The sequence below is a fragment of the Nostoc parmelioides FACHB-3921 genome (assembly GCF_014696625.1).
GTDB classification, from domain to species: Bacteria; Cyanobacteriota; Cyanobacteriia; order Cyanobacteriales; family Nostocaceae; genus Trichormus; species Trichormus parmelioides.
This window is the reverse complement of record NZ_JACJQL010000034.1, coordinates 1-22,650: the sequence shown is the minus strand read 5'-3', so window position 1 is coordinate 22,650 and position 22,650 is coordinate 1. Positions and strand designations below refer to the sequence as shown.

Here is a 22,650-nt window from a genome sequence, read left to right as displayed (position 1 = left end):
CCAAGACCACAATTCCGGTGCGTAGCAATGTAACTCAATGGAGGTTGAGATGAATCTGACAACTAATCAACTAGAAGTAATTGTCAATCCTGTGACAGGCGATCGCATGACTGTTATCCAGTCTAGCCTAGAAAATGGCGGAAAATATGCCAAAATCCGCTTTGATTTGCCTCCTGGGGCTAAAGGTAGCCCATTACATTACCACACCAATATGAGTGAAACCTTCACCGTTATAGAGGGTTGTTTAGAGATGGAGGTTGGTAGCAAAGGAAATTGGCGCACACTGAAAGCAGGCGAGAGTGTGCATATTCCGGCTGGGGTACAACACAGTTTCCGCAATAGTTCGTCTGTATGGGTGACGTTTACCAGTGAGAACCGCCCCGCAGGTGGATTTGAGCAATTTATTCAAGGTATGTATGGTTTGGCAATTGATGGCAAAGTTGACCGTGAAGGAATGCCAACCAATCTGTTGCAACTAGCATTGTTGCTGAAAAAAGCAGACACAATTTTAGTCGGCCCGCCGATGTTTGTCCAAAAACTGTTGATTAATAGCTTAGTTCAGATTGGTCATTGGTGGGGGGTCGAGCGATCGCTAAACAAATACTGGAGTCAGAGCGATCGTCATTCATAAATATTACTAATTACCTTATTGTCAATACGTCGGGTATTTCTACCAATGACTACAAAGCATAACCGTATTGACACTTACCTCATCATCTAATCACAACATTATGATCAACCGCTTAAAACTCGTCAGAACTACAGGTAGATTGTTCATTTTTCTAGTTTTTATGTTGAATATCCCTTACCTGCTACTGATCCAGAACTTTGAATATGATGATGTCCTACGTGAACCAGTTGATTATGTCCTAGTCAAATTTCAGACAGGTGGAACTGGGCTGATTCTTACGTGGTTTTTCTTTGGATTGGCTGCATTGTTATTTATCCCAGCAAGTACACTCCTGCATAAAATCCTCATCGGTGAAGAAAATCCTTATTTGATGACGGTAACCATTCTCGGCGTAACATCAGGAGTCCTGCAATCTGTTGGGCTGATGCGTTGGGTATTTGTGATTCCAGTTCTGGCAAATATTTATACTAATCAATCAACTAGTGCTACAACCCGTGAAGCAATCAGCATCGTTTATCAAACGGTGCATCAATACGGGGGTGTCGTCATTGGGGAGTATTTAGGGCAAACTCTGTTAATTTTTTGGACATTAGGTATTGGCATAGCCATGAGAAAATCACCGCTATTTAAAGCCTGGGTTCCCTGGTTCGGACTGATGACATTACCTTTATTAGTTTTAGGACAAAGCGAATTATTGAAAACAGTGATTCCCACAATACCTGTTTTAGAAGTTACACCGATTGGTTTTATCTTGTGGGAAATCTGGTTACTCCTTGTGGGAATTTCTCTGCTGCGAGTATCACCTCAAAGAGTTTTCTAGTTAAAATGTTGACTCTACTACTGGTTGTGCTGCTTGTAGCGCTTGGGGAAAACTCCAATCAGGGCGTAACTTTCTAGCTTCACGCAAATAAATGTGATTAATGGGAGTAGAGGCAGGTAGATAAGCGTGGATTAAAAAACGGATACAGCGCTGTAAACTACCTTCAACGTGCATCTGCTGTACATCTAACATAGCTACATTATCCCAACCCGGACGGGGTCTAGCGATCGCTGCTGGAAAAATCGCATCTAAGTCCCGCGTAACAGAGAATGTCACACTAATCATATCTTGTGGCTGGAGTTGATTTCGCCCTTCCAGTTCGTCTAGCAGTTCACTCACCGCCTCTCGAATTGCTTCCACACTATTTTCCGAAACGGTTGTTGCTCCACGAATTGCACGCAATCGCCACTCCACGCCAAAGTCCTCCTTGATTAGTTAAGTTGTTAGTTGTTGGTTGTCAGTTGTCACTTCTTACTTTTGCCACTGACCAATGACTACTGACTATCGACAATTTAAGGTCTATATAACCACAGTGGTAAACCACTGGTAGACATTTCAAACTCTAGCCAATCTATACTTGCACCCAGCCTTGAGTAACCCTTACGGCTCCCTGGTAAAATTCTACTTAATAAGGGTTTTCGTTCTTCTAGGGTATAGCAAGGTGTCTTCTCAGGATCAAGACCGACTAATTCTGCTGTCCAGCGACGGGCTTCTTCTTCAGTTCCCAAACGGTCTACAACTCCTAATTCTAAAGCTTGCTGCCCGGTAAAAATCCGTCCATCAGCAAAACTTTTAACTTTCTCTACGGCTAAAGACCTACCTTCAGCTACTGTTTGGACAAACTGCTGGTAACTGGTGTCAATCAACTCCTGCAAAATGTCTTGTTCTGGTTCGGTTAGTTCGCGGTCAAATGACAAGATATCTTTGTAAGGCCCAGATTTAATTACCTTGAAAGATACACCAATTTTGTCTAATAAGCGTTCTAGGTTGTTTCCACGCAGAATTACACCAATGCTACCTGTGATAGTTCCAGGGTTAGCCATGATATGTTCTGCTCCCATCCCGATGTAGACACCGCCAGAAGCAGAGATGTTACCAAAACTAGCAACAATTTTGATTTTTTCCCGTAACCGCTTTAAGGCGCTGTAGATTTCTTGGGAGTCTCCGACTGTACCGCCAGGGCTGTCAATGCGTAGCAGTAATGCAGGAAACTTTTTTTCTTCAACAGTTTTTAAAGCTTCTAGCACTCGTTTGCGCGTTCCACTGGCGATCGCACCTGTGATTTCAATGCGAGCGATTTGTTTACGAAACTTTGACTTAAAAGGCCAAACCATGAGCAAATAGAAACCTCGTAATGATCTAAATATAAATTGTCTAGTGGTCAGATGTCTTGACTCTGCTCTTTAAAAAAACAAGCCGCTAGGAGACCCTTATGAATTTTAATGAATTTTTTAAGTTTTGTGTGGTTGTTTTTTTGCTATTGTTAATTCCACAGGTTTGAGATTTTAGTCAAATTCGGTCTAATAATTTCAGTCGAAAAACCTATAAATTATACTTGCATAGTTGATACTTAATTAATCCCAACTAAATTCTGTACTTTTATGCCAATTAAAATATGGCAAGCAAAATTGAATTATCTAGTAAGTCTAATTGGTCAGCATATAATTATTAATTAATATAGTATTTTTCGTTTATAAAGAATAGTCTAACTGTAGACTATTCCATATTACAAACTGTATTTAACACAAGCGAGAAGCGCTGTAAATCATTAGATGCTGCCCTGTGATGATTTACATTTTCTTCTATCAGGAGAAACTTAGTTGATCTCGCTTGTTATGGCCATAGCTAGGTAGATAATGACATCAAGCTAATACCAATTCAAAATTCAAAATACCCTTCGGGAAGGCTGCGCCAACAAAATTCAAAATTAAGAATCAAGACAAAACAAGCATTTGGGACTATGTATCTGTCGCATTCTTTTTTCAAATTGGTATAAGATAAAAGCCTGACAATAAAAGGATTTAAATTCTGTCAACCGTCAACCTTCAACAGCTATCCATTGTTTAATTGAAAATTTATAATTTATTATTAATATTTGTTAAATATAAAAGTTAAAATATTTTTAGTAGGTGTGGAAGTAATAGTAAAATTTACCTTCATAACCTTGGAACTATCAGTATTGAGTTTTGATGACTTAGGAATCTAACCTTAAAATTTGATATCGGTAGTAAACATAAGTATCGAACAGCGCGCCAACAAAACTACAGGTCAGTCCAACAACTAAAATCCCGTGTAGAGCAGAGCCACTACCGAAAATAATCAGGAAATTAAAGATTCCGTTAGCGATCGCCGCAGTTAAGCCTCCCACAAAGGGAACATAGCCACCTAAAGATAGAAAGAGCAGCACACCGCCGATTAAACATAAGGGAGCGACAAAGCTAAAAATAATCGTCAACACCAAAGAACGGAGAAAATTGGTAAAAATAGTCATTTCAGACAAACTCCGAGACTAAAGTGAACAATAGCCGAGCAACTATGTGTCCTCCTTCTACAATACGTGCGATCGCTTCCCAACAGACAAGTTGTCAAAAATCTTAAGTTTTCATTAAATTAAGTGGTTACTTGTTACACAAGTGCGTAAGACGGTAAAACAAGAAAAAAAGCTGAAAAACCCTTATTAAACAGAGTTTTTAGTGCAAAATATCAAGATATTGCAATGTGTAACGTGTTCATGCAAAGCTATATTTCCTGAGAAAATCATTAAGCAAAGTTAATATTTTCCACAAGATGAATGAGCAAGGGAAAATAAATGTTGACTGTTGACTGTTGACTGTTGACTATGGACTATGTACAGATGTTGCAGTGTAACGTCTCCAATGATGGAAATGACTAATAACTAATGACCACATCCAAATCCAGCATAGGAACATGGAGTCAGCGATTGCTGGCGGCAATATTTCTGGGTGGACAAGCGATAGTTCACCTCTTGAGGGGGAAAATTCACTGGCGCAACACCAGAGAACAAATGGCAGCCGTAGGGCCAGATTCTTTGTTTATTGCCCTATTAACAGCAGTTTTTGTCGGCGCAGTGTTTACCATTCAGGTAGCACGGGAGTTTATTAATTTTGGCGCAGGTAATCTTGTCGGTGGAGTGTTAGCAGTAGCATTGACACGGGAATTATCACCAGTACTCACAGCCGTGATATTAGCAGGACGTGTTGGTTCTGCTTTTGCCGCAGAAATCGGCACAATGCGGGTAACAGAACAAATCGATGCCATGTTGATGTTAAAAACTGACCCAATTGACTATTTAGTTATACCCCGTCTGCTGGCTTGCTTCCTCATGCTGCCAATTTTAACCCTCCTATCCTTAGTCACAGGAATGTTAGGGGGATTAATCATCGCCACAAATATGTATGGAATCTCCGACACAGTATTTTTAGATTCCGCCCGTAACTTACTAGAAATCTGGGATATTTGTAGCGCCATGATTAAGGCGTGCTGCTTTGGTGTGTTAATTGCCGTTATTGGCTGTAGTTGGGGTTTGACAACTACAGGTGGAGCTAAAGGAGTAGGACAATCAACTACAACGGCTGTTGTTACGGCCTTATTAATTATCTTCGTTAGTAACTTTTTCTTATCCTGGGTAATGTTTCAAGGAACTGGTGGTGCATTCCAGCCAGGGATATAAGGATAGGGAGTGGATAGTCGGAAAAATTAAAAATTAATGTACAGACATTGAACACAACGTCTCTTCTCATGACAACTGACAACTGACCACTGACTATTGACTAAACTCCTAAAATAAGAAAAGTGTTTACTAAACCAGGATGAGAAACTGTGACCAGTTCAACTGCGCCTAACTCCACAGCAACTGTAGAACTTAAACCTAGTTACAATATCCCCATAGTGTTGGTGATAACAGCTATTCCCCTACTGTTTGTACAACCTTGGGTGGGAATTGTGTTTGCCTTTTTGGGTTTATTTCTTTTATTCCAAACAGTCAGCTTGCGTGTGCAGTTCACCGCCACTGACTTTGACCTCTACAGAGGAGAGAAACTAATTCGCCGCTTTCCCTTCCGAGAATGGCAAAACTGGCGCATTTTTTGGGATAGAGTTCCTATATTGTTTTACTTTAAAGAAATTAACAGCATTCACTTTTTACCGATTTTATTTGACCCTAAAACCCTCAAAGCTTGCTTAGAAGAGCGTTTTCCCCGTATTTAGAGAGATGAGGAATGGGGGTAGACAAGGGGCGCAAGTAAGAATTTTTACTCGTACAGTCAACTGTCAACTGTCAACCGTCAACCGTCCCAATTTCAAGTTAAACTGAGAACTTAGAAATTTTCGGGCAACTCAACAGTATATTTTTGAAAGCTATATTATTTGCATCTTAGGAATTGCACTGTAGTTTATGAACCCTGACGAATCTCAAACTCCAGAACCGATTGATGAGTGGTTGGAGCAAATACAACAAGAAAACCCTAAGCTGGAAAATCCTGAGAACTCATCTGAGGAGTCAGTTCTGGATATCGAAGGGCAAACTCCTTTGGTCGAGCCGTTATCAGCTTCTCATGAAGAATTGGCAAATTCTACAGACAATGTAACGGCGGAATCAACCCATGATTTGGTTCAGCAGTTAGAAACAGAAACTACATTATCGGGTTCAGAATTACCAAATAATCCCTTATACACAGAAGCAGAACAACGCATCGCAGAACTGCAACGTACTGAAGCTGCACTCACAGAAGAAATAGCTAATCTACAAGCTGCTTACAAAACTCTGCAAGGACAACTCAGCGAAACTCAAACCGCATTGGGAAGAATTGTGCAAGAGTCGCTAGCACAACTAGAACAGCGCAAACAAGCACTGCAAATTTCTGTAGAACAGCTAGAACGCCGCCAAGAGCGCATTCGTAATGAGATGCGAACTACTTTTGCAGGTGCATCTCAAGACTTGGCAATTCGGGTACAAGGTTTTAAAGATTATTTGGCAGGTAGTTTACAAGATTTGGCAGCTTCAGCCGAACAATTGCAATTAGTCCCAGCAGTCGTTGAAAGAGAAAAAGCACCAGTCAAAGAAACTAAACCCGCCGAACCTCAAGCAGGTACACCACAGTTTGCTCAACAGCAGTTTCAAGACACGACCAAGCAAATTCGCCGCCTAATTGACCAGTATCGTAACAAACCTGATTATTACGGCCCAGCTTGGCAACTGCGACGCACCTTTGAGCCAGTCCACGCCGAACGAGTCGCCAATTGGTTTTTCAACCAAGGGGGACGAGGTGCTTTGCGGACAATGGGTAGCCGCTTGCAGAATATTTTGATTGCTTCAGCAGCAATTTCGATATTACATAAATTATATGGCGATCGCGTCCGTACTCTAGTTTTAGCTAATACGCCAGAACGTCTAGGAGAATGGCGGCGCGGTTTACAAGACTGTCTCGGTATCGGTCGCCCAGATTTTGGCCCAGATAGAGGTGTTGTATTGTTTGAAGCCCCAGATGCTTTAGCGCAGAAAGCAGACCGTTTCGTGAAAGCAAATCAGTTACCTTTGATTCTCATTGATGATTCTGAGGAGCAAATTAGTCTGGCATTACTACAATTTCCTCTATGGTTAGCTTTTGCTCCCGACCCCAAACTCATGAGAAATACTGACGATGATTTTTAAATTAGTAATTGGTAATTGGTAATTGGTCAGTTCTCTTGCCTCCTGCCTTTGTTGTTAACTTAAAACCCCGGTTTATTCTGAATACCGGGGTTTACTTAATCGGTGCAATTTTAGTTGAAATTTGGGTAAATCTTGCTTGTTTTTCGTTAGGCTTAATTCTTAATTCCTAACTGAAATACTTGCCCGATTAAGGCCAAACTTTCTTCAAACAGTGACTCACGTCCCCAGCGTTGTACCTGTTGACTGAGTAAAGCTTCTGCTTTTTGTTCCGATAAGGAACTCACTTGTTGAAAAAGACCTGCTGCTTGAGCGCCACCGTGGGTTTCCATCCGCATACAACCGCCGGTTTCTGAGCAGATGACTGTACCACAATTCGCTTGGGGATTGGTTGAACTGAGGCGCAAGGCAATTAAATCACCCACAATATCACCCACATCCGCAACTGGAACCCCTGCCAATTCAGCTTCTACTCGCTTTTGGTCTTGGTTGATAAAATGAATGCGCGTGATGTCATAGTCTCCGCTATCCTTTTGATAGGAAATGGGTTGCCATTGCAAGCGACTGGCTAACCAACCCAAAAATAATAATGCTTGGGCTGGGTTGCCTTTTTCGTAATCAATTGTCACCCGGTCAATGTCTCCCAAGGCAGCGCGACGGCTGGGAGAATCGTAAGCTTCGGCTGTCAACTCTTGCCATGCAGCCAGCCTACGCCAGTTTAAATCAGCTAGAGGTACACCTGTCTCTACCAACTTTTGCAGACTGAGTAAATCGCTTTCTGGCTCGTTGAAGTTGCAAGAATCAACAATCACGTTGTTGCAAACTGCTGCCAAGCGTTTAAATAAGATGTTGTTGGGGTCTGGTGTAGCCTTCCACCAGAGGAATTTTGGCAAGCCACCAATCAACAACGCTGGAATCATCCCGCCAATTCTTTCCAAGGCAGCAGGTGTACCACTGAGAGTAATGTATTCACAGCAGATGAGTGTACTGGAGGATTGTTTTTGAATCGGGCAGTAGGCAGAAACTTGAGCCTTGACCCCTTCATCTTCGCCCACAATGGGAAACAGGGCAATAATCCGGCAAGGATTACGGAGGGCGATTTCATCAGCAATTCTGGGGCTGGTGCTGCTGTAACTATAGGAGGTACTGCCATTACTCTCACCATTAGCAGAATTGCCTTGGCGTTTGACAAATTCTTCCCGCAGTTTAGCTATGGTTTCGGGTGTAGCTGTGCCGGTTTCTGGAAGTGCGTACTTGATTTGTACTTGTCGTAGAGCTGTTTCTGTCTGTGGGCCTAAGATGCCATCAATTGGGCCGTTGTAGAATCCTAAAGAAGCCAACAGATATTGGGTTTCTTCTGGTTCATATACTACTAGAGTAAATGTAGTAGCACGAGTAGCCGCAGGTAATGCGCCATCTTCGCCGGTGATGCCGTAGCTTTGCCAAATTTGATTAAGTTCCGCTTCGATTTCGTTCAGCGAAATATCCTTCGGGGCTTGGAGTGAGAAAATGGTGGGAGCTTGGGAAGTCATAGTCAATTTGGTTAGTTGTCAGTTGTTAGTTGTCAGTTGACAGTTAACTGTCAACCGTGAACTGTCATCAGTCAACAGTTGTCATCCTAATTAAAGTCTGCGCCAGCGACGACCATCTTGGTTAATGAGAAATTCTGCTTCTGCTGGTTCCCAGGTTCCGGCTTCGTACTGGGGAATGGTGGCGGGGTCGGCGGGCGCATCCCAAACAGAAAGGGCAGGGGTGACTACCTGCCAAGCTGCTTCTACTTCGTCGGCTCTGGTGAATAATGTTTGGTCGCCCATCATACAATCTAAGAATAGGCGATCGTAAGCGTCGGAAGTAGCTTCAATCCCAAAGGAACCATAGCTGAAATCCATATCTACGGAACGGGTGCGGAATTCGGCTCCTGGCATTTTCACATCAAAACGCAAGGAAATACCTTCATTGGGCTGAATCCGCATGGCCAAAATGTTGGCGTTTCTCTGTTGCGCGGCGGATTGAAACATCCGCGAAGGTACATCGCGGAAGTGGATAGAAATCTCACTGACTTTTTTCGGCATCCGTTTGCCAGTACGCAGGTAGAAAGGAACACCTTGCCAACGCCAGTTGTCAACTAAAAACTTCATGCCTACGTAGGTAGGTGTAGAGGAATTGGGGTCAACTCCTGGTTCTGTCCGATACCCAGGAACTTGTTGACCTTTCATCCAGCCAGCGCTGTATTGTCCGCGTATGGCTGAACGTGACAGGTTGTGTACATCAGCTAGGCGTGTAGCTTGTAGTACTTTTACTTTTTCTGTACGGATACTATCAGCATCCATTGAGTTTGGTGCTTCCATTGCTGTGAGGCAATAAAGCTGCATGAGGTGGTTCTGCAACATATCCCGCAGTGCGCCGGCTTTTTCGTAATAACCAGCCCGGTCTTCCACGCCTACGGTTTCTGCGACGGTAATTTGTACGTGGTCAACAAAGTGACGATTCCACAAGGGTTCAAAAATGGCATTAGCGAAGCGAAATACCAGCAAGTTTTGAACTGTTTCTTTACCCAAGTAGTGGTCAATGCGATAGACTTGGTTTTCTTTGCAATATTTTTGTACTACTGCATTGAGGCTTTGAGCTGATGCCAAATCTCGACCAAATGGTTTTTCAATTACTAGACGATGTTTGTATGGGTCGTCTAACATTCCTGCTCCCCCTAATTGTCTGATAGCTTCAGGGAAGAAGTTAGGGGCGACGGAGAGGTAAAACATCCGGTTTCCCCGTGTACCTCGTTTCTCGTCTAATTCGCTTAACAAATTCTTGAGTTTTTGATAACTTTCCGGGTTATCTATATCCCCAGGGCAGTAGAACAGACCTTGAGAAAAATCTTGCCATAGTTCTCCAAGTTCGACACTGCTATGAGCCTCTTCCATGCCCTTTTGCATTTGTTCGCGGAAGTATTCGTGGCTCCATTCCCGACGGGCTACACCAACAATGGTAGTTTCTGGGGGAATGCGTCGTTCCCGGCGCAATTTGTAAAGTGCGGGAACGAGTTTGCGCCAGGTAAGATCACCAGAAGCGCCAAAGATGACTATAATTTGGGGTTCAGGCATCCCTTGTTGTTGCAGACCAACGCGCAAGGGATTTTCTAGGAGACTAACCATAACAGTTTTGGGATTTTAGATGGAGGTTTGGGGAATTGGGTACTGGGGATTTGGTACTGGGGATGGGGGATTGGGATCAGGTAAATGTTTTCTCCCCTGCTCCCTACTCCCTGCCCCCCTGCCTCTTCCTAATCCCCAGTCCCTATACTGGTGACAATAGCTTGACTTTGCCCTCTAAAGAGTTCATAAGGGACTGGAAGGGCTGGACAAATTTGTTAATACCTTCGATTAACAATTCGTCCATCACGGCATTGATATCGATGTTAATGTCTGGGTCTTTGAGGCTTTCAATCAATTGGTAAGCTTCTGCAACTCCTGTTTCTACACGGTTAGCGACTTCGCAATGGTCGGCACAAGCGGTAATTGTTGCTGGTGGTAAGGTGTTGACGGTATCGGGGCCAATTAACTCATCGACATACATGACATCGCTGTAGTTGGGGTCTTTGGTGCTGGTGCTAGCCCATAATAATCTTTGCACTTTTGCCCCTTTGGCTGCTAGAGCTTGCCATCTATCGCTCTCAATAATTTTTTTGTATTCTTGATAAGCAATCTTGGCATTAGCGATCGCTACTTTACCTTTTACAGCCACCAGTTTTGCTTCTAAACTAATATCATCAACGCCACGGGCTAGTTTGGCATCAATTTTCCCGTCAATGTTGCTATCAATGCGACTGAGGAAGAAGCTAGCAACAGAAGCAATTTGGCTGATGTCCTTACCCTCAGCTAGGCGTTTTTCTAAACCCCGAATATATGCCCAAATTGTGTTGATGTAGCTTTCAACAGAGAATAGCAGGGTAACGTTAACGTTAATGCCCTCAGCTATTACCTGTTCTACGGCTGGTAACCCGGCTTCAGTACCGGGGATTTTAATCATCACATTTTCCCGCCCAATTTCTTGATAATAACGGCGGGCTTCGTTAATTGTCGCTTGTGTATCATGGGCGATGGTTGGTGGGACTTCGATACTCACATAACCATCTAATTTATTCGAGGCTTCATATACAGGGCGCAAGATATCACAGGCATCACGGATATCTGCAAAAATTAGGGATTCATAAATTTTGTATGTGGGTAATCCCGCACGTACACCAGCTTCGATATCAGCATCATAAATGACATTATTGGCGATCGCCTTTTCAAAAATCGCTGGATTAGAGGTAATCCCACAAATCCCTTGATTTTCAATGAGATTTTTGAGTTCACCCGATTGAATAATGTCACGGCTCAAGTTATCCATCCAGATACTTTGACCGTAATTTTTAATCTCCAATAAATGATTGGTGGCCATAGCTACAGTTTGTTTCACCCCGTAAAAGATGTTTTAAGTGACTTCGACAAAACACACCAAAGTATTGATGGTTACTTTTGCATTTTTGCTTTGTCTATCACTTATTACATCGGCCAGCTGAGATAATCTCTCACATTTAGCTGAGAAAGTGCTGAGTGCTGAGTGATGAGCAAAAATTTATTCCTCTGCTCCCTACTCCCTGGCTCTTAATGACCATTCTGAATAAACGATTCAACCTTGGCTACGTCTTCTTTACTGCCAATAATCAGAGGTGTACGTTGGTGTAGTTTTTTCGGTACAACATCTAAGATATCTACTAATCCCGTAGTTGCCCGACCGCCAGCTTGTTGAATTAAAAAGGCTAGGGGAGCAGATTCATACAACAACCGTAATTTACCTTCAGGGTTTTGAATTGTCCCTGGGTAGAGAAACACACCGCCTTGTACCAAAATTCTGTGGATATCGCTCACCATTGCGCCACTGTAACGAGCTGTGTAGCCTTCTGTACGGTGAACATAGCGGATATATTCCCGCATTGATTCTTCCCATTGCCAGAAGTTACCTTCATTGACGCTGTAAACTGCGCCGTGGTCGGGAATGCGGATATTTTCTTCGCTGAGGATGAACTCTCCTAAGCTGGGATCAAGGGTAAATGAGTGAACGCCCCTGCCCATTGTATAAACTAACATTGTGCTAGGCCCATATAAAATGTAACCTGCCGCAATTTGCTTGCGTCCATTGGTGAGGAGGTCTTTAGCCTGGCCATCACTATCATCACCTTCCTGTTGACGGATAGAGAAAATGGAACCCAAACTGAGATTTGTATCTGTGTTTGAAGAACCGTCTATTGGGTCATACAGTAAGGTGTAACGACCTATGGGGCAATTTTCGGGAATGTAATATGGTTCATCCATTTCCTCAGATGCCAGACGACAAACCAAGCCGCTTTGCTTAAAAACGGAGATAAAAACATCATTGGCATAGACATCCATCTTTTTGACGGATTCCCCTTGTACGTTCACCTCCCCAGTAAATCCGAGAACCCCTTCCATTAGACCAGCGCGGCTAAGGCGACGGGCTACTAATTTACCTGCTAAGGCAATCCGATTCATCAGCGCACTTAAATCTTGTGCATCTGCGGAAAAACTTTGGAGTTGTTGGAGGACGTGACGGGATAAGGTTGTACAATCGCGGTCTAGAGCTTTGTCTGTAGACTCATTGACAGACAAATCTAAGGATTCTGAGGCTTTAGCCATGTTATGTACTTCCTAGCGACTGCTGTTAGTTGGATCAAGTTTGCATGGCAACACATAGTTGCTGCCTCTATCTTAGAAAGGTAATTTGATAACCTAGATGTGATTTTAGATAAACTAAAGAAATCGAGAGTTTAAGCTTGCCATATTGGGGAGAGTTGCGGCAGATAGAAGCATAGGGCTGAGTAAGTGTACTTAGTATTTTGTGTTATCTACGCGATTGGCATCTTAAGTACGACTATTAACATCTTGCACCAATATGATGACGACTTTTGTAGGGTGGGCATCAATCACTTTTAATTGAAAGGTTCATTCTTATAACCCTTCTGCATTAGATACGGAGCCTTTAAGGTAAAGAAAATCCGGCTAGTAGAATAATTTTTGGGGAAATCGCCACTAGTCGGATTTATTATTGAATTTTTATTGCATTGTGCGAGATATTTCTAGCGAATAAGCTGACCTTGCTTTAGCTTGCACATCTTTTAGTATTGGCTGTTAATAGTTGACAGTTAACTGTCAACAAACCATACAAGTGAGTATGTAATTTAAAAACCTCATAGTTGATCAGCCTTATGTGTCTTGACAAATAGCATAAATTCTGTTATTGGGGGCTATTATTGATTAATAATCTTGTTTTTTACCCCAACTACCTCGTCGGTCATCTTCTCGCGGTTTAGCTTTATTGACTCTCAATTGACGACCCATCCATTCTGCGCCATCTAATTCGGTGATGGCTGCATCTTCTTGAGCATCTTCATTCATTTCAACAAAGGCAAAACCACGCATCCGACCGGTTTCACGGTCTGTAGGTAATACAACTCTTTTGACCTCGCCGTAGTCTGCAAATACGGCTTTTAAGTCTGCTTCGGTGGCGCGGTATGAGAGATTTCCAACGTAGATAGTCATGTGGGATCACGTAATTCTTAACAAAGAGCGGCTAGTTCAGCTATAAAAAAGTCTTTAGCAAATATTGCATAGTCTTTTTTAGTTGCAGAGGGTAAATGTTGTAGTGCAGCAATGATTGTTGCTGGCATTCACTCCAACTAAACCTGCCCTGCGACTGAACTAAGGCATACGCTCATATAATAACTGATCGTGATAAGTTTCAAAGTGAGAGATTTTACAATATCTCGCAAATAAAATCAGCAAGTCTTATATGTTTGATTAACAGGAAACAAACGCCGGAAAACCTCGTTTGTCGTTCGGTGATTCAATCAGAGGTTAGGGAAAAGATATTTTCATTTTTTGGTTCTGTAATGAAAATTTTATGATTATGATGCGAGGGGCGATCGCTTCCAAGTTCACAAAACAGGGATAATCAGGGGTTAATAACTTGGTAGCCTCCTGTTGGGGCTGCGATAGTTTTAAATGTTACTTTTCCGGCGCTACTGTTGTAGTAGCACGCAGATATGATCTCATGTTCAATTAAGTAGTGTGTGGAAGAATTGAGCGATCGCTGCGGTAAAATAACGCTGCATCAGTCCGCAGATATGAAGGAACGGTGAATTCCTTGGTCATACCATTGGCGCGATCGCCACATATACTAATCCCAAACCATCGCCCCATCCATCGCTCTAGAGATATTTTTTCTTCCTTGTAAAGTTAGACGGGACAGAAACCGACACCGTTCACTTTGTGCTTTTTACTTAGTTCTTTACTGAAGCTCTTCTAATTGCTTCAAAGTCCTTTTATATTCCTCAGTTTTGTTATTTGCTTGATAGAATTTTGCTGCTTTTTGAAAATCGGCAATAGCGGCTTGCTTTTGACCTAAACGACGTTGAGCAAGACCTCGATTATAGTAGGAGTCTGCGGATTCAGGAGCGAGTTGAATTGCTTGATTAAAGTCTGCGATCGCACTTTTAGTATCCCCTAAAGCCAGATAGGAAAGACCCCTATCATTATAGATAAATAAACTAAAAACTCCATTTGGATCGATTGTGAGGGCTGTGTTATATTTTGCGATCGCACCCGTGTGGTCGCCTAATTCAGCGTGAGCTTTACCACTATTGGAATATACAGAAACATCCTTTGGTCGTGGTCGGAGTTTGATAGCTTGCTCGTAATCAGAAATTGCACCTGCGTAGTCTTTTGAGAAATGACGAATCATTGCCCGATCTAAATAAGCATCTACATCATTAGGATTGAGCTTAATCGCTTCATCGGATTCAGCAAGAGCTTTTTCGAGTTCTTGTCTTGTAATTCCCAGTTCTACCAACGGGTCAGCAGTTGTTTGAACCTGGGAAACGATTACCGGAGATATATTCTGTGAGGAAGTATTGGCGATCGCTTTTTGATTTACACCTATGTTTAGTAACACTAATATGGTTGAAATTCCTAAGCAGCTTGGTAGGATAAATCTATATGTTTTTTGTATCATCATTTCTCCAAAATTTTGATATTTGAGATGGTATGTAAAATGAGTATTCCTAGCATTGGGTAGCTAGATTAGGGAATACTGTGTTTTTGCATGGAAAAATTTACGTAATTAATCGATTGTCAATTATAATTACTTAATATTGATAAAAACGAGACCATTTAGTTGCATTTCATGAATACTAAAAACTTTTTACAAACTATTTTTACAAATTAAAATTAAAGCCAAAAACCTTCAGCATATTTCGAGTGGAATCTATCGATCTATCAGTATATTCCTGACGGATTTTAGGACTAAATTGAGTTGTGATTTTATTGTATTCTGGGGCAACAACACCCACTTCCACTTCCGCAATCAATTTTCCGTCTTGAAACATCCAGGCTTGACCACTACCAGTATCTCTAAACGCAAATAGCTTGCCACCATAGAAGTAAGCCGTTGCTCCATTTTCCCCCTCTGGCCCTTCTATACTAACTCTGGTGGGAATATCTTCCAGCCGGCACAGTTCATATTCTAGACCCTCGAATCTACGCTTTTCTGGACGCACACAGTTTTCATCTACAAAACTGGTATGTCGATCAAATTCATCTTTGTAAGTTAGCTTGGCTTTTGCTGCTACTTGAGCTTGGGTAGATTGTATTTCTGAGTAATTAAATATGCAGAAAATCCCTATAAGTGCTAACAGCAATTTTGAGTATTTGAGCATAGTTACGTGAAAGTAATAATTTTATTTCTAAAGCATAAAATAGTTTTTACTTGCATTCTTCCGTGGAATTACTTTATTTTGAGAATATTATAACGATGTCTACTGTTAGGGTTAACGCATCTCAAACCCAATTGACAAGCAGACTTACCCGATGAAAAAATATAGATAAAGTAGCAAGATTCAAGAAGTAAGAAAATTCCTCTTGCTCTCTATTTTCGTATCTAAAAAGAAGCTGATGTGTAATTTACCATTACTTTGGTCGATTTCCACTGTTGAACCTACACCAAATACCTCACGAATTAAACTAGGTTGCAGTAAATTGTGAGGCGTTCCTACTGCTTTGATTGTGCCATGATGGACAAAATAAATGCGATCGCAATAACTAGCAGCCAAATTCAAATCATGTAACGCTGCTATTGTAGTCACACCCAACCCTTTCACCAACTCCAAAAGTTCCAACTGATAGCGAATATCTAAATGATTAGTCGGCTCATCGAGAATCAAAAACTGTGCTTGTTGTGCTAAAGCTCGTGCTACCAATACTCGCTGCTTCTCACCACCAGAAAGGGAAATAAAGGAACGCTCACAAAACTCCAGCATTCCCACCTGATCTAGTGCTTCCCTGACGATATCGCGGTCTTTCTCTGTTTCTCGCTCAAACATTCCTTGATGGGGATTTCTACCCATCCACACCATTTCCTCGACCGTAAAATCAAATTCCGTTGGTGTCTCCTGTAAAACTACCGCCGTCTGTTGCGCCATCTCACGGGGACTCAAACACCAAATATCTTGACCATTGAGAGTAATTCGCCCTGTATCCGGCTTGAGAACACGGTAAATACAGCGCAATAAACTAGATTTCCCACTCCCATTAGGGCCAATTAACCCGACAAACTCACCGGATGCGACTTCCAGATTAATATCCCGCAAAATCGGCGTTTTCTCAATACGACAAGACAAATTCTCAACTACCAGCCTCATCGTCCCCCTCCTAATGTTTTTGGAGAAAGCTGCATCAACCAAATGAAAAAAGGAGTACCGAAGAGTGCCGTAATAATACCGATAGGTAATTCCTCTGGGGCAATAATCATGCGTGCTAATACATCCGCCCAAATCAGGAAATTTCCCCCCATTAACAGGCTTATAGGTAGTACACGGCGATGATCTGAACCGACGAGTAACCGGACGCTATGAGGTATCATTAAACCCACAAAACCAATCGCCCCACTCACTGCAACCATCACCCCAGTTAACAGTGATGTTACCAAAAATAACTGCTTACGGAAGCGATAGCTATCTGTTCCCAAAGTCATGGCTGTTTCTTCACCGATGAGCAAAGCATTAAGCGATCGCCTCTGCAATAATAAGTACACCATTCCTATTCCCAGAGATCCCATCGGTAAAATCAAATCAGCCCACTTTGTCCCCGACAGTCCCCCCAATAACCAAAATAAGACTCGCCGCGCCGCATCACCACTTCCCGCTTTCAACGTCAAAAAACTGGTAACAGCAGAGAATAAGTAAGATACCGCCACACCAGCTAAAATTAACCGAGTCGAAGAAATCCTTCCCTGACGCTGCGCCAACAAAAAAACCACAATAAAAGACAACATCGCCCCCAAAAACGCCCCCACAGATACCGCATATATCCCCAGGGAAGCGAAAACCCCAAACAGAATGACTAAAACAGCCCCCACCGACGCACCAGAGGAAACGCCAAGGATATAAGGATCAGCCAGGGAATTTCTTACCAAAGCCTGCATTGTCACACCCACCACCGACAGTCCAGCACCCACAAAAAAAGCCAACAGCACACGGGGGAAGCGAATTAACCACACAATTTGCACCTGTGCAGGTGTCCAATCCCCTGTTAAATTGGGGAATAATTGTCCAAGTGCTATTTGCCATACTCTTAAAGGCGGAATTGGTACTGGGCCAATCATCACAGCTAACGTGATGGAGATAATAAGTATAATAATTAAGCTAATTATTAGTAGTTGATAGCGTGTTTTTTGAAATCTCCTTTGTTTCATTCTTTTGGTTAAACAAGAACTTTATCAGTCAACCCAATTCACAACTCGGATACCAGGAATTTGTTGAAAATGGCGAATATTTCGTGTTACTAACGTAGCTCGATTTGCTAAAGCAAAAGCATCAAACATCAGACTCCGCATCAACTTCAGTTCGTCCCCTCTGTTGATAAATTGTTGTTCTCAATTGTGCCAGAGAATCATCATCAGCCAGCATACCGACTTGAGTTAGGAGAACAGAACGACTAGTTTGAGAACGTAACCAGTCATCAATTGCAACCTTCAAAAATCTCCAGTCATTCTCAATTTTGCGCCCAGGAATATTTCCTTGGGAGGCTTGACGCAAAACCACTTCTATGGGTAGACGCAAGTATGCTGAGGCTTCTTCAAGGGTGAGAACATCTGGTAATGTTATTTGCTCCATAGTTAGCTAATTAGATTTACTAATTGAATTTATTCCTCAAAGACACACTTTAATCTTACTGTTTAAACTTCTCTGGATACAAAGCCTCTGCTAACTTCCTCACCCCCTCAATATTACGAATTCCCGGCATTGTATAACTAAAACCCAGGATAATAAATTTATCTTCCTGCACAGCTTTGAGTTTGGCATAAGCAGGATTAGATTTTAGTAACCGTCGCTTTTCTTCGGCTGATGACCAACTAGCGTCAATCAACACAATTACATCAGGTTGACGGTTAATTACATCTTCCCAATTAACTGTTACCCAAGCTTGTTTTTTTTGAATATCTTTAAAAATGTTTTCCCCACCCGCCAAGTCAATAATATGATTGGGCATTCCCCAGTTAGAGACAGTCAGTGGAGGATTTTCGGAATCATACCAGAATATCCGCTTTTTAGTAGTGATTTTACCTAGCTTGGCTTGGGTGATTTGTAATTGCGATCGCAATTCTTTAATCAGCGTTTGCGCTCTTTCTTCCACCCCAAATATTCGCCCAATATCTAATATTTCCTGATAGAGATTATCCATCGTCACCCTATCTGGTCTGAGTTCAGGTTTTTCACATTCAATGGGTAATAAATAAGAATTAATTCCTAACTTTAATAACTCTGTCCGTGCGCCAAGGGTTTGATTATCAAATGCACTATCTTCAGTAGTAAACACAAAATCAGGTTCAACACCTAAAAAAACTTCCCGCGACGGATACTTTGCCGCCAATACGGGAATTTTTCTATATGCTTGTTCATACTCTGGTAAAATCGGATTATCTAAATAAGCTGTACCCACCATGTATTTTTCTAACCCCAGAGCCAGCATCACTTCAGTTGCAGATTGAGTCATGGTTACAGCTCGTTTGGGAGGTTGTTTATAAGTAATATTCAAGCCACAATTTTTGATAGTTACAGGTGTATATTCTGTGCCTATAGATGTTGTGACATTAGGTGATACAACCTTTCCCTCACAACCACAAACTGAACCCAATAGCAGCGAAACCAGGACAATCGAAAAATGTCTTTGCATTCCCATGAGTAAAAAATTTTGGTGAATACAACTTATTAATTAAAACTCAACCGATATCGTTCCAAACAGAGTAAATGGTGCAGCTGGGTCAATATTATAACTGTCTAAGTCATAATATTTCACATTAGAAATATTCTTAAAATTAAGAGCATATCTGAAGTTATTCCGCCGATAAAAAACGGAAGCATCAGCGCGGACATAACTAGGAACTGTAAAAGTATTGGGTAAGATTACCTCCTGTTCTCCAACATAATACAAACCTACCCCCAACCCTAAACCCTGGAGACTTCCTGTTTGAAATTCGTAAGTCGTCCACAATCCCAAACTATGTTCCGGTACACCAACTAATCTATCTCCCACAGGAATTCTATTATCTTTTGTCACCGTACCATCAATATAGGCATAGTTAGCAATTACTTTCCATCCTGGTAAAATCTCCCCAGCAATATCAAACTCAATCCCCTTACTTTCCTGTTCTCCTGTTTGCACACTAAATCTAGAGTCTACTGGATCTGGTGTTAAAACATTTTGCTTAGTCACTTGGAAAAATGCTAAGGTCGCCGAAAGCTTATCATTGAGAAAATTCTGCTTAACTCCTACTTCAAATTGTTCAGTATTTTGAGGTTCAAATTGCTCATTTGTGCGGCCACGTGCTTGAAATTGCGGCGAAAATCCGGTTGTCCAATTAAAGTACAAGGAGGTATTTTTTGTAGGTTGATATACAAGTCCAACTCTGGGAGAAAATCTAGTATTAGATTGTTCATCTAATAAGTCATTCGTAACTCTATCTTCCCGACTGTATTCGTTAAAATCGAAGCGTCCACCCAACAAAACTTTGAAGTTTGGCGTTAATTCAACCAAGTTTTGGGCAAACACACCCACATTTTGAGAAACAATTCTCCGTCCAAATGGTTCACCACCAGTTGAAATAGGAGTTCCACCATATTGAGGGTTAAAAATATCTATTGATAATTCCTCATCTGGGGCAAATATATAATTAAATAAGTTATAGGCTAAATCCACACCAAATAAAACATTGTGACGAATTGTGCCTGTAGAGAATTTACCAGAGATTTGGTTTTGAAAAGTTATATTTGCGTGTTCCTCTTCCGATGCAGTAATAAACCGATTTAGGGTACGCCTATCGTCTTCTAAAGAACCATAATATGTGTATTTGGCATCATCTAATTTTGCGCCCAGGACATTAAACCCTTGACGAAATGACCAATCTTTACTAAATTCGCTATCAAGAGTGTAGGTAAACGAATTAAAAGTAAAATTACCATTAGCAAAATTTGGCTCTCCTAAAAACCGACTTCTCGGAAGCCTCAAAGATTCTGGTTGAATGGGTATTCCTTGGTCAAATACCAGATTATATTTTTGATGCTCAAATTCAAAAGTTATTTTGGTCTTTTCTCCGACTTTCCACTCTATCACCGGAGAAATAAAGAAGCTATCGTTTCTCACAAAATCGCGGAAACTATCAGCATTTTCGTAAGCAACATTCAGCCGATATAATACTGATTTGTCATCTGTTAAAGGGCCTGTAATATCTAAAGTAGGACGAATAAAGTTATAACTACCGTAGGTCAAACTAGCATTATAGTAAGGTGTTTCTAGTGGCTTTTTCGTCACCGTATTTACTAACCCGCTTCCACCTGCATATTGTGTGGGACTACCTCCATAAAGTACGGCTGCTGGCCCTTTGAGAAACTCGACTCTTTCGATATTCGCTACATCACGAGGACTAAAATAACCGTAGTCGGGAAATCCATTTCTGAGAGTTTCAAAGTTAGTTAAAAAGCCTCTAATTCTATAACCTTGGGAAGACACACCCCCATATCCCCGTTCTGGTTGGACACCGCTAACGTTATCCGCTAATTCCGAAAGACGCACAACATTTCTATCTTCAATTACCTGACGCGGGATAACTTGAATTGATTGGGGAATATCTCGGAGTGGCGTATTTGTCCTGGTTGCGGTGACAGCATCGGGTACGGAATAGGTATCGCGTTCTCCTGTCACCGTCAATTCAATAGGTTCATTTGCTGGTGTTTCGCTAGTAGGTGATGTAACTGGTGTGACGATGAAAATTAAACCTGTATCGCTGTCATCTAACTCAACTTTTGGTATAGCGGTTTCACCCGTTATTGTCACCCGAATACTATTTGCATCTTGATTGGTGACTACTACTTCTGTAATTCCTGCAAATGGTTTTTCTTGACGAAATGAGTTACCACTAGGTAAACTTAATTGCGCGTTAGGAATATCGACAATAAAATTATTTCCCTCACTCTTATTGGTAACTTGCAACTTATCAGATGCAGGAGTTTCTAATATTATTTCTAGGCTGTTAGGAGTTTGATTGAGGCGTACCCCTGTCACTTGAATAACTGGATTTTGTTGCTGTGCGAATAATTCTTTAACGCTTGTGTGAGGAAGCTGTATCTCACTTAGTTGGGGAATGTCTTTAATCGCTATCTCTTCGGAATATGCGGGGAAGTTAGCAAAAATTGATATGGTAAAAGTTAGCCATAGATAAGCAAATAAACTATGTTGTTTCACCCTCATTCCTCACACCGTTGACGGTAAATTACACCAAAAAGTAAACACCGTGAGAATAAGTAAAATTACTACCCATGTCAAATGACATCTTGTCAAACTACGCTAAATTAATCCTCAATTATTCAAGAAAAACAAGATGTACGACTTATTTGAAAATCCGAGTATCTGAACATCATGCCTTTTCATGAATTTATGTAAAATCTTCTAAAAATGTATCCCATTAACCCAGTGGTGTTTGCCATACGGATGCTTACACCCTTTCAGGAGATGATCCCGAAGGTTTGTTTCCCGCGATTTTAGGACATGAAGGCGCAGGGGTGGTGGTAGATGTGGGTGCTGGCGTTACCAGCGTCAAACCAGGGGATCATGTGATTCCTCTCTACACCCCAGAATGTCGCCAATGTGCCTATTGTCTGAGTTTTAAGACTAATCTCTGTCAAGCCATTCGTGGTACTCAAGGACGAGGTTTGATGCCCGATGGGACTAGTCGTTTTAGTATCAACGGGCAGATGATTCATCATTATATGGGTACATCTACCAAAGGTTGGGGTGTGAGTGTCATTATTGGTGTCGCTGGTGCAGGACAAGAAATTAGTACTCGTCCCTTTCAATTAGTAACTGGGCGTGTGTGGAAAGGTTCTGCTTTTGGTGGCGCTAGAGGGCGTACAGATGTGCCGAA

21 protein-coding genes and 1 pseudogene are annotated in these 22,650 nt (G+C 41.7%); 6 read left to right on the top strand and 16 right to left on the bottom strand.

The features are described from left to right. Positions 1 to 49 precede the first annotated feature (49 nt). Positions 50 to 631 (top strand): cupin domain-containing protein, encoded by a 582-nt coding sequence (locus H6G14_RS20365; RefSeq protein ID WP_242053494.1) that lies wholly within the window; start codon positions 50 to 52, stop codon positions 629 to 631. Positions 632 to 731: 100 nt separating this feature from the next. Further along, complete coding sequence (locus H6G14_RS20360) at positions 732 to 1,451, top strand: DUF4386 domain-containing protein (protein WP_199326237.1); 720 nt, start codon at positions 732 to 734, stop codon at positions 1,449 to 1,451. Here the strand turns inward: H6G14_RS20360 and aroH are convergent, their stop codons facing one another. The 3 genes from aroH to H6G14_RS20345 form a co-directional block, all read right to left on the bottom strand. Then, entirely contained in the window at positions 1,452 to 1,865 is a 414-nt protein-coding gene (gene aroH / locus H6G14_RS20355; protein ID WP_190569126.1) for a chorismate mutase, read from the bottom strand. A gap of 98 nt (positions 1,866 to 1,963) precedes the next feature. Further along, positions 1,964 to 2,785, bottom strand: coding sequence for a signal peptide peptidase SppA (sppA, locus tag H6G14_RS20350; protein WP_190569125.1), 822 nt, complete (start codon positions 2,783 to 2,785; stop codon positions 1,964 to 1,966). Between the two features lie 860 nt (positions 2,786 to 3,645). Further along, entirely contained in the window at positions 3,646 to 3,942 is a 297-nt protein-coding gene (locus H6G14_RS20345) for a hypothetical protein (RefSeq protein ID WP_190569124.1), read from the bottom strand. Positions 3,943 to 4,350: 408 nt separating this feature from the next. Here H6G14_RS20345 and H6G14_RS20340 point away from each other — a divergent pair, with 408 nt between their 5' ends. From H6G14_RS20340 to H6G14_RS20330, 3 genes are all read left to right on the top strand, one after another. Then, on the top strand, positions 4,351 to 5,142 hold the full coding sequence (locus tag H6G14_RS20340) for an MlaE family lipid ABC transporter permease subunit (protein ID WP_190569123.1): 792 nt from the start codon (positions 4,351 to 4,353) through the stop codon (positions 5,140 to 5,142). A gap of 149 nt (positions 5,143 to 5,291) precedes the next feature. Then, positions 5,292 to 5,678 (top strand): DUF3119 family protein, encoded by a 387-nt coding sequence (locus H6G14_RS20335; RefSeq protein ID WP_190569122.1) that lies wholly within the window; start codon positions 5,292 to 5,294, stop codon positions 5,676 to 5,678. A 187-nt stretch (positions 5,679 to 5,865) separates the two neighbouring features. Then, positions 5,866 to 7,122, top strand: coding sequence for a DUF3086 domain-containing protein (locus H6G14_RS20330; RefSeq protein ID WP_190569121.1), 1,257 nt, complete (start codon positions 5,866 to 5,868; stop codon positions 7,120 to 7,122). Between the two features lie 152 nt (positions 7,123 to 7,274). Here H6G14_RS20330 and opcA read toward each other — a convergent pair whose 3' ends face one another. The 13 genes from opcA to H6G14_RS20265 form a co-directional block, all read right to left on the bottom strand. Beyond that, entirely contained in the window at positions 7,275 to 8,651 is a 1,377-nt protein-coding gene (gene opcA / locus H6G14_RS20325; RefSeq protein ID WP_190569120.1) for a glucose-6-phosphate dehydrogenase assembly protein OpcA, read from the bottom strand. A 90-nt stretch (positions 8,652 to 8,741) separates the two neighbouring features. Further along, complete coding sequence (zwf, locus tag H6G14_RS20320; RefSeq protein WP_190569119.1) at positions 8,742 to 10,271, bottom strand: glucose-6-phosphate dehydrogenase; 1,530 nt, start codon at positions 10,269 to 10,271, stop codon at positions 8,742 to 8,744. Positions 10,272 to 10,413: 142 nt separating this feature from the next. Further along, positions 10,414 to 11,559 carry a transaldolase gene (gene tal, locus H6G14_RS20315; protein ID WP_190569118.1) on the bottom strand — a complete coding sequence of 382 codons (1,146 nt, stop codon included), beginning with the start codon at positions 11,557 to 11,559 and terminating at the stop codon, positions 10,414 to 10,416. A gap of 206 nt (positions 11,560 to 11,765) precedes the next feature. Continuing rightward, a complete protein-coding gene (fbp, locus tag H6G14_RS20310; RefSeq protein WP_190569117.1) occupies positions 11,766 to 12,815 on the bottom strand; it encodes a class 1 fructose-bisphosphatase in 1,050 nt (349 codons plus the stop codon). Positions 12,816 to 13,433: 618 nt separating this feature from the next. Beyond that, a complete protein-coding gene (locus tag H6G14_RS20305; RefSeq protein WP_010998162.1) occupies positions 13,434 to 13,718 on the bottom strand; it encodes an RNA recognition motif domain-containing protein in 285 nt (94 codons plus the stop codon). 519 nt (positions 13,719 to 14,237) lie between these two features. Further along, positions 14,238 to 14,378, bottom strand: coding sequence for a hypothetical protein (locus H6G14_RS20300; protein WP_190569116.1), 141 nt, complete (start codon positions 14,376 to 14,378; stop codon positions 14,238 to 14,240). Between the two features lie 88 nt (positions 14,379 to 14,466). Beyond that, positions 14,467 to 15,129 carry a tetratricopeptide repeat protein gene (locus H6G14_RS20295; protein WP_190569115.1) on the bottom strand — a complete coding sequence of 221 codons (663 nt, stop codon included), beginning with the start codon at positions 15,127 to 15,129 and terminating at the stop codon, positions 14,467 to 14,469. Positions 15,130 to 15,391: 262 nt separating this feature from the next. Next, a complete protein-coding gene (locus H6G14_RS20290; RefSeq protein WP_190569114.1) occupies positions 15,392 to 15,892 on the bottom strand; it encodes a hypothetical protein in 501 nt (166 codons plus the stop codon). 180 nt (positions 15,893 to 16,072) lie between these two features. Then, positions 16,073 to 16,873, bottom strand: coding sequence for an ABC transporter ATP-binding protein (locus tag H6G14_RS20285; protein ID WP_190569113.1), 801 nt, complete (start codon positions 16,871 to 16,873; stop codon positions 16,073 to 16,075). Beyond that, positions 16,870 to 17,925 carry a FecCD family ABC transporter permease gene (locus H6G14_RS20280; RefSeq protein ID WP_190569112.1) on the bottom strand — a complete coding sequence of 352 codons (1,056 nt, stop codon included), beginning with the start codon at positions 17,923 to 17,925 and terminating at the stop codon, positions 16,870 to 16,872. The genes H6G14_RS20285 and H6G14_RS20280 overlap by 4 nt, the downstream gene beginning before the upstream one ends. 121 nt (positions 17,926 to 18,046) lie before the next feature. After that, a complete protein-coding gene (locus H6G14_RS20275; RefSeq protein WP_190569111.1) occupies positions 18,047 to 18,346 on the bottom strand; it encodes a helix-turn-helix domain-containing protein in 300 nt (99 codons plus the stop codon). A gap of 55 nt (positions 18,347 to 18,401) precedes the next feature. Beyond that, entirely contained in the window at positions 18,402 to 19,226 is an 825-nt protein-coding gene (locus H6G14_RS20270; protein ID WP_242053493.1) for an ABC transporter substrate-binding protein, read from the bottom strand. Positions 19,227 to 19,445: 219 nt separating this feature from the next. Continuing rightward, positions 19,446 to 21,977: a TonB-dependent siderophore receptor gene (locus tag H6G14_RS20265; RefSeq protein WP_190569109.1), complete on the bottom strand. Its 2,532-nt coding sequence runs from the start codon at positions 21,975 to 21,977 to the stop codon at positions 19,446 to 19,448. A 221-nt stretch (positions 21,978 to 22,198) separates the two neighbouring features. Between H6G14_RS20265 and H6G14_RS20260 the strand changes: the two are divergent. After that, positions 22,199 to 22,650, top strand: a pseudogene (locus H6G14_RS20260) (alcohol dehydrogenase catalytic domain-containing protein); the annotation flags it as partial.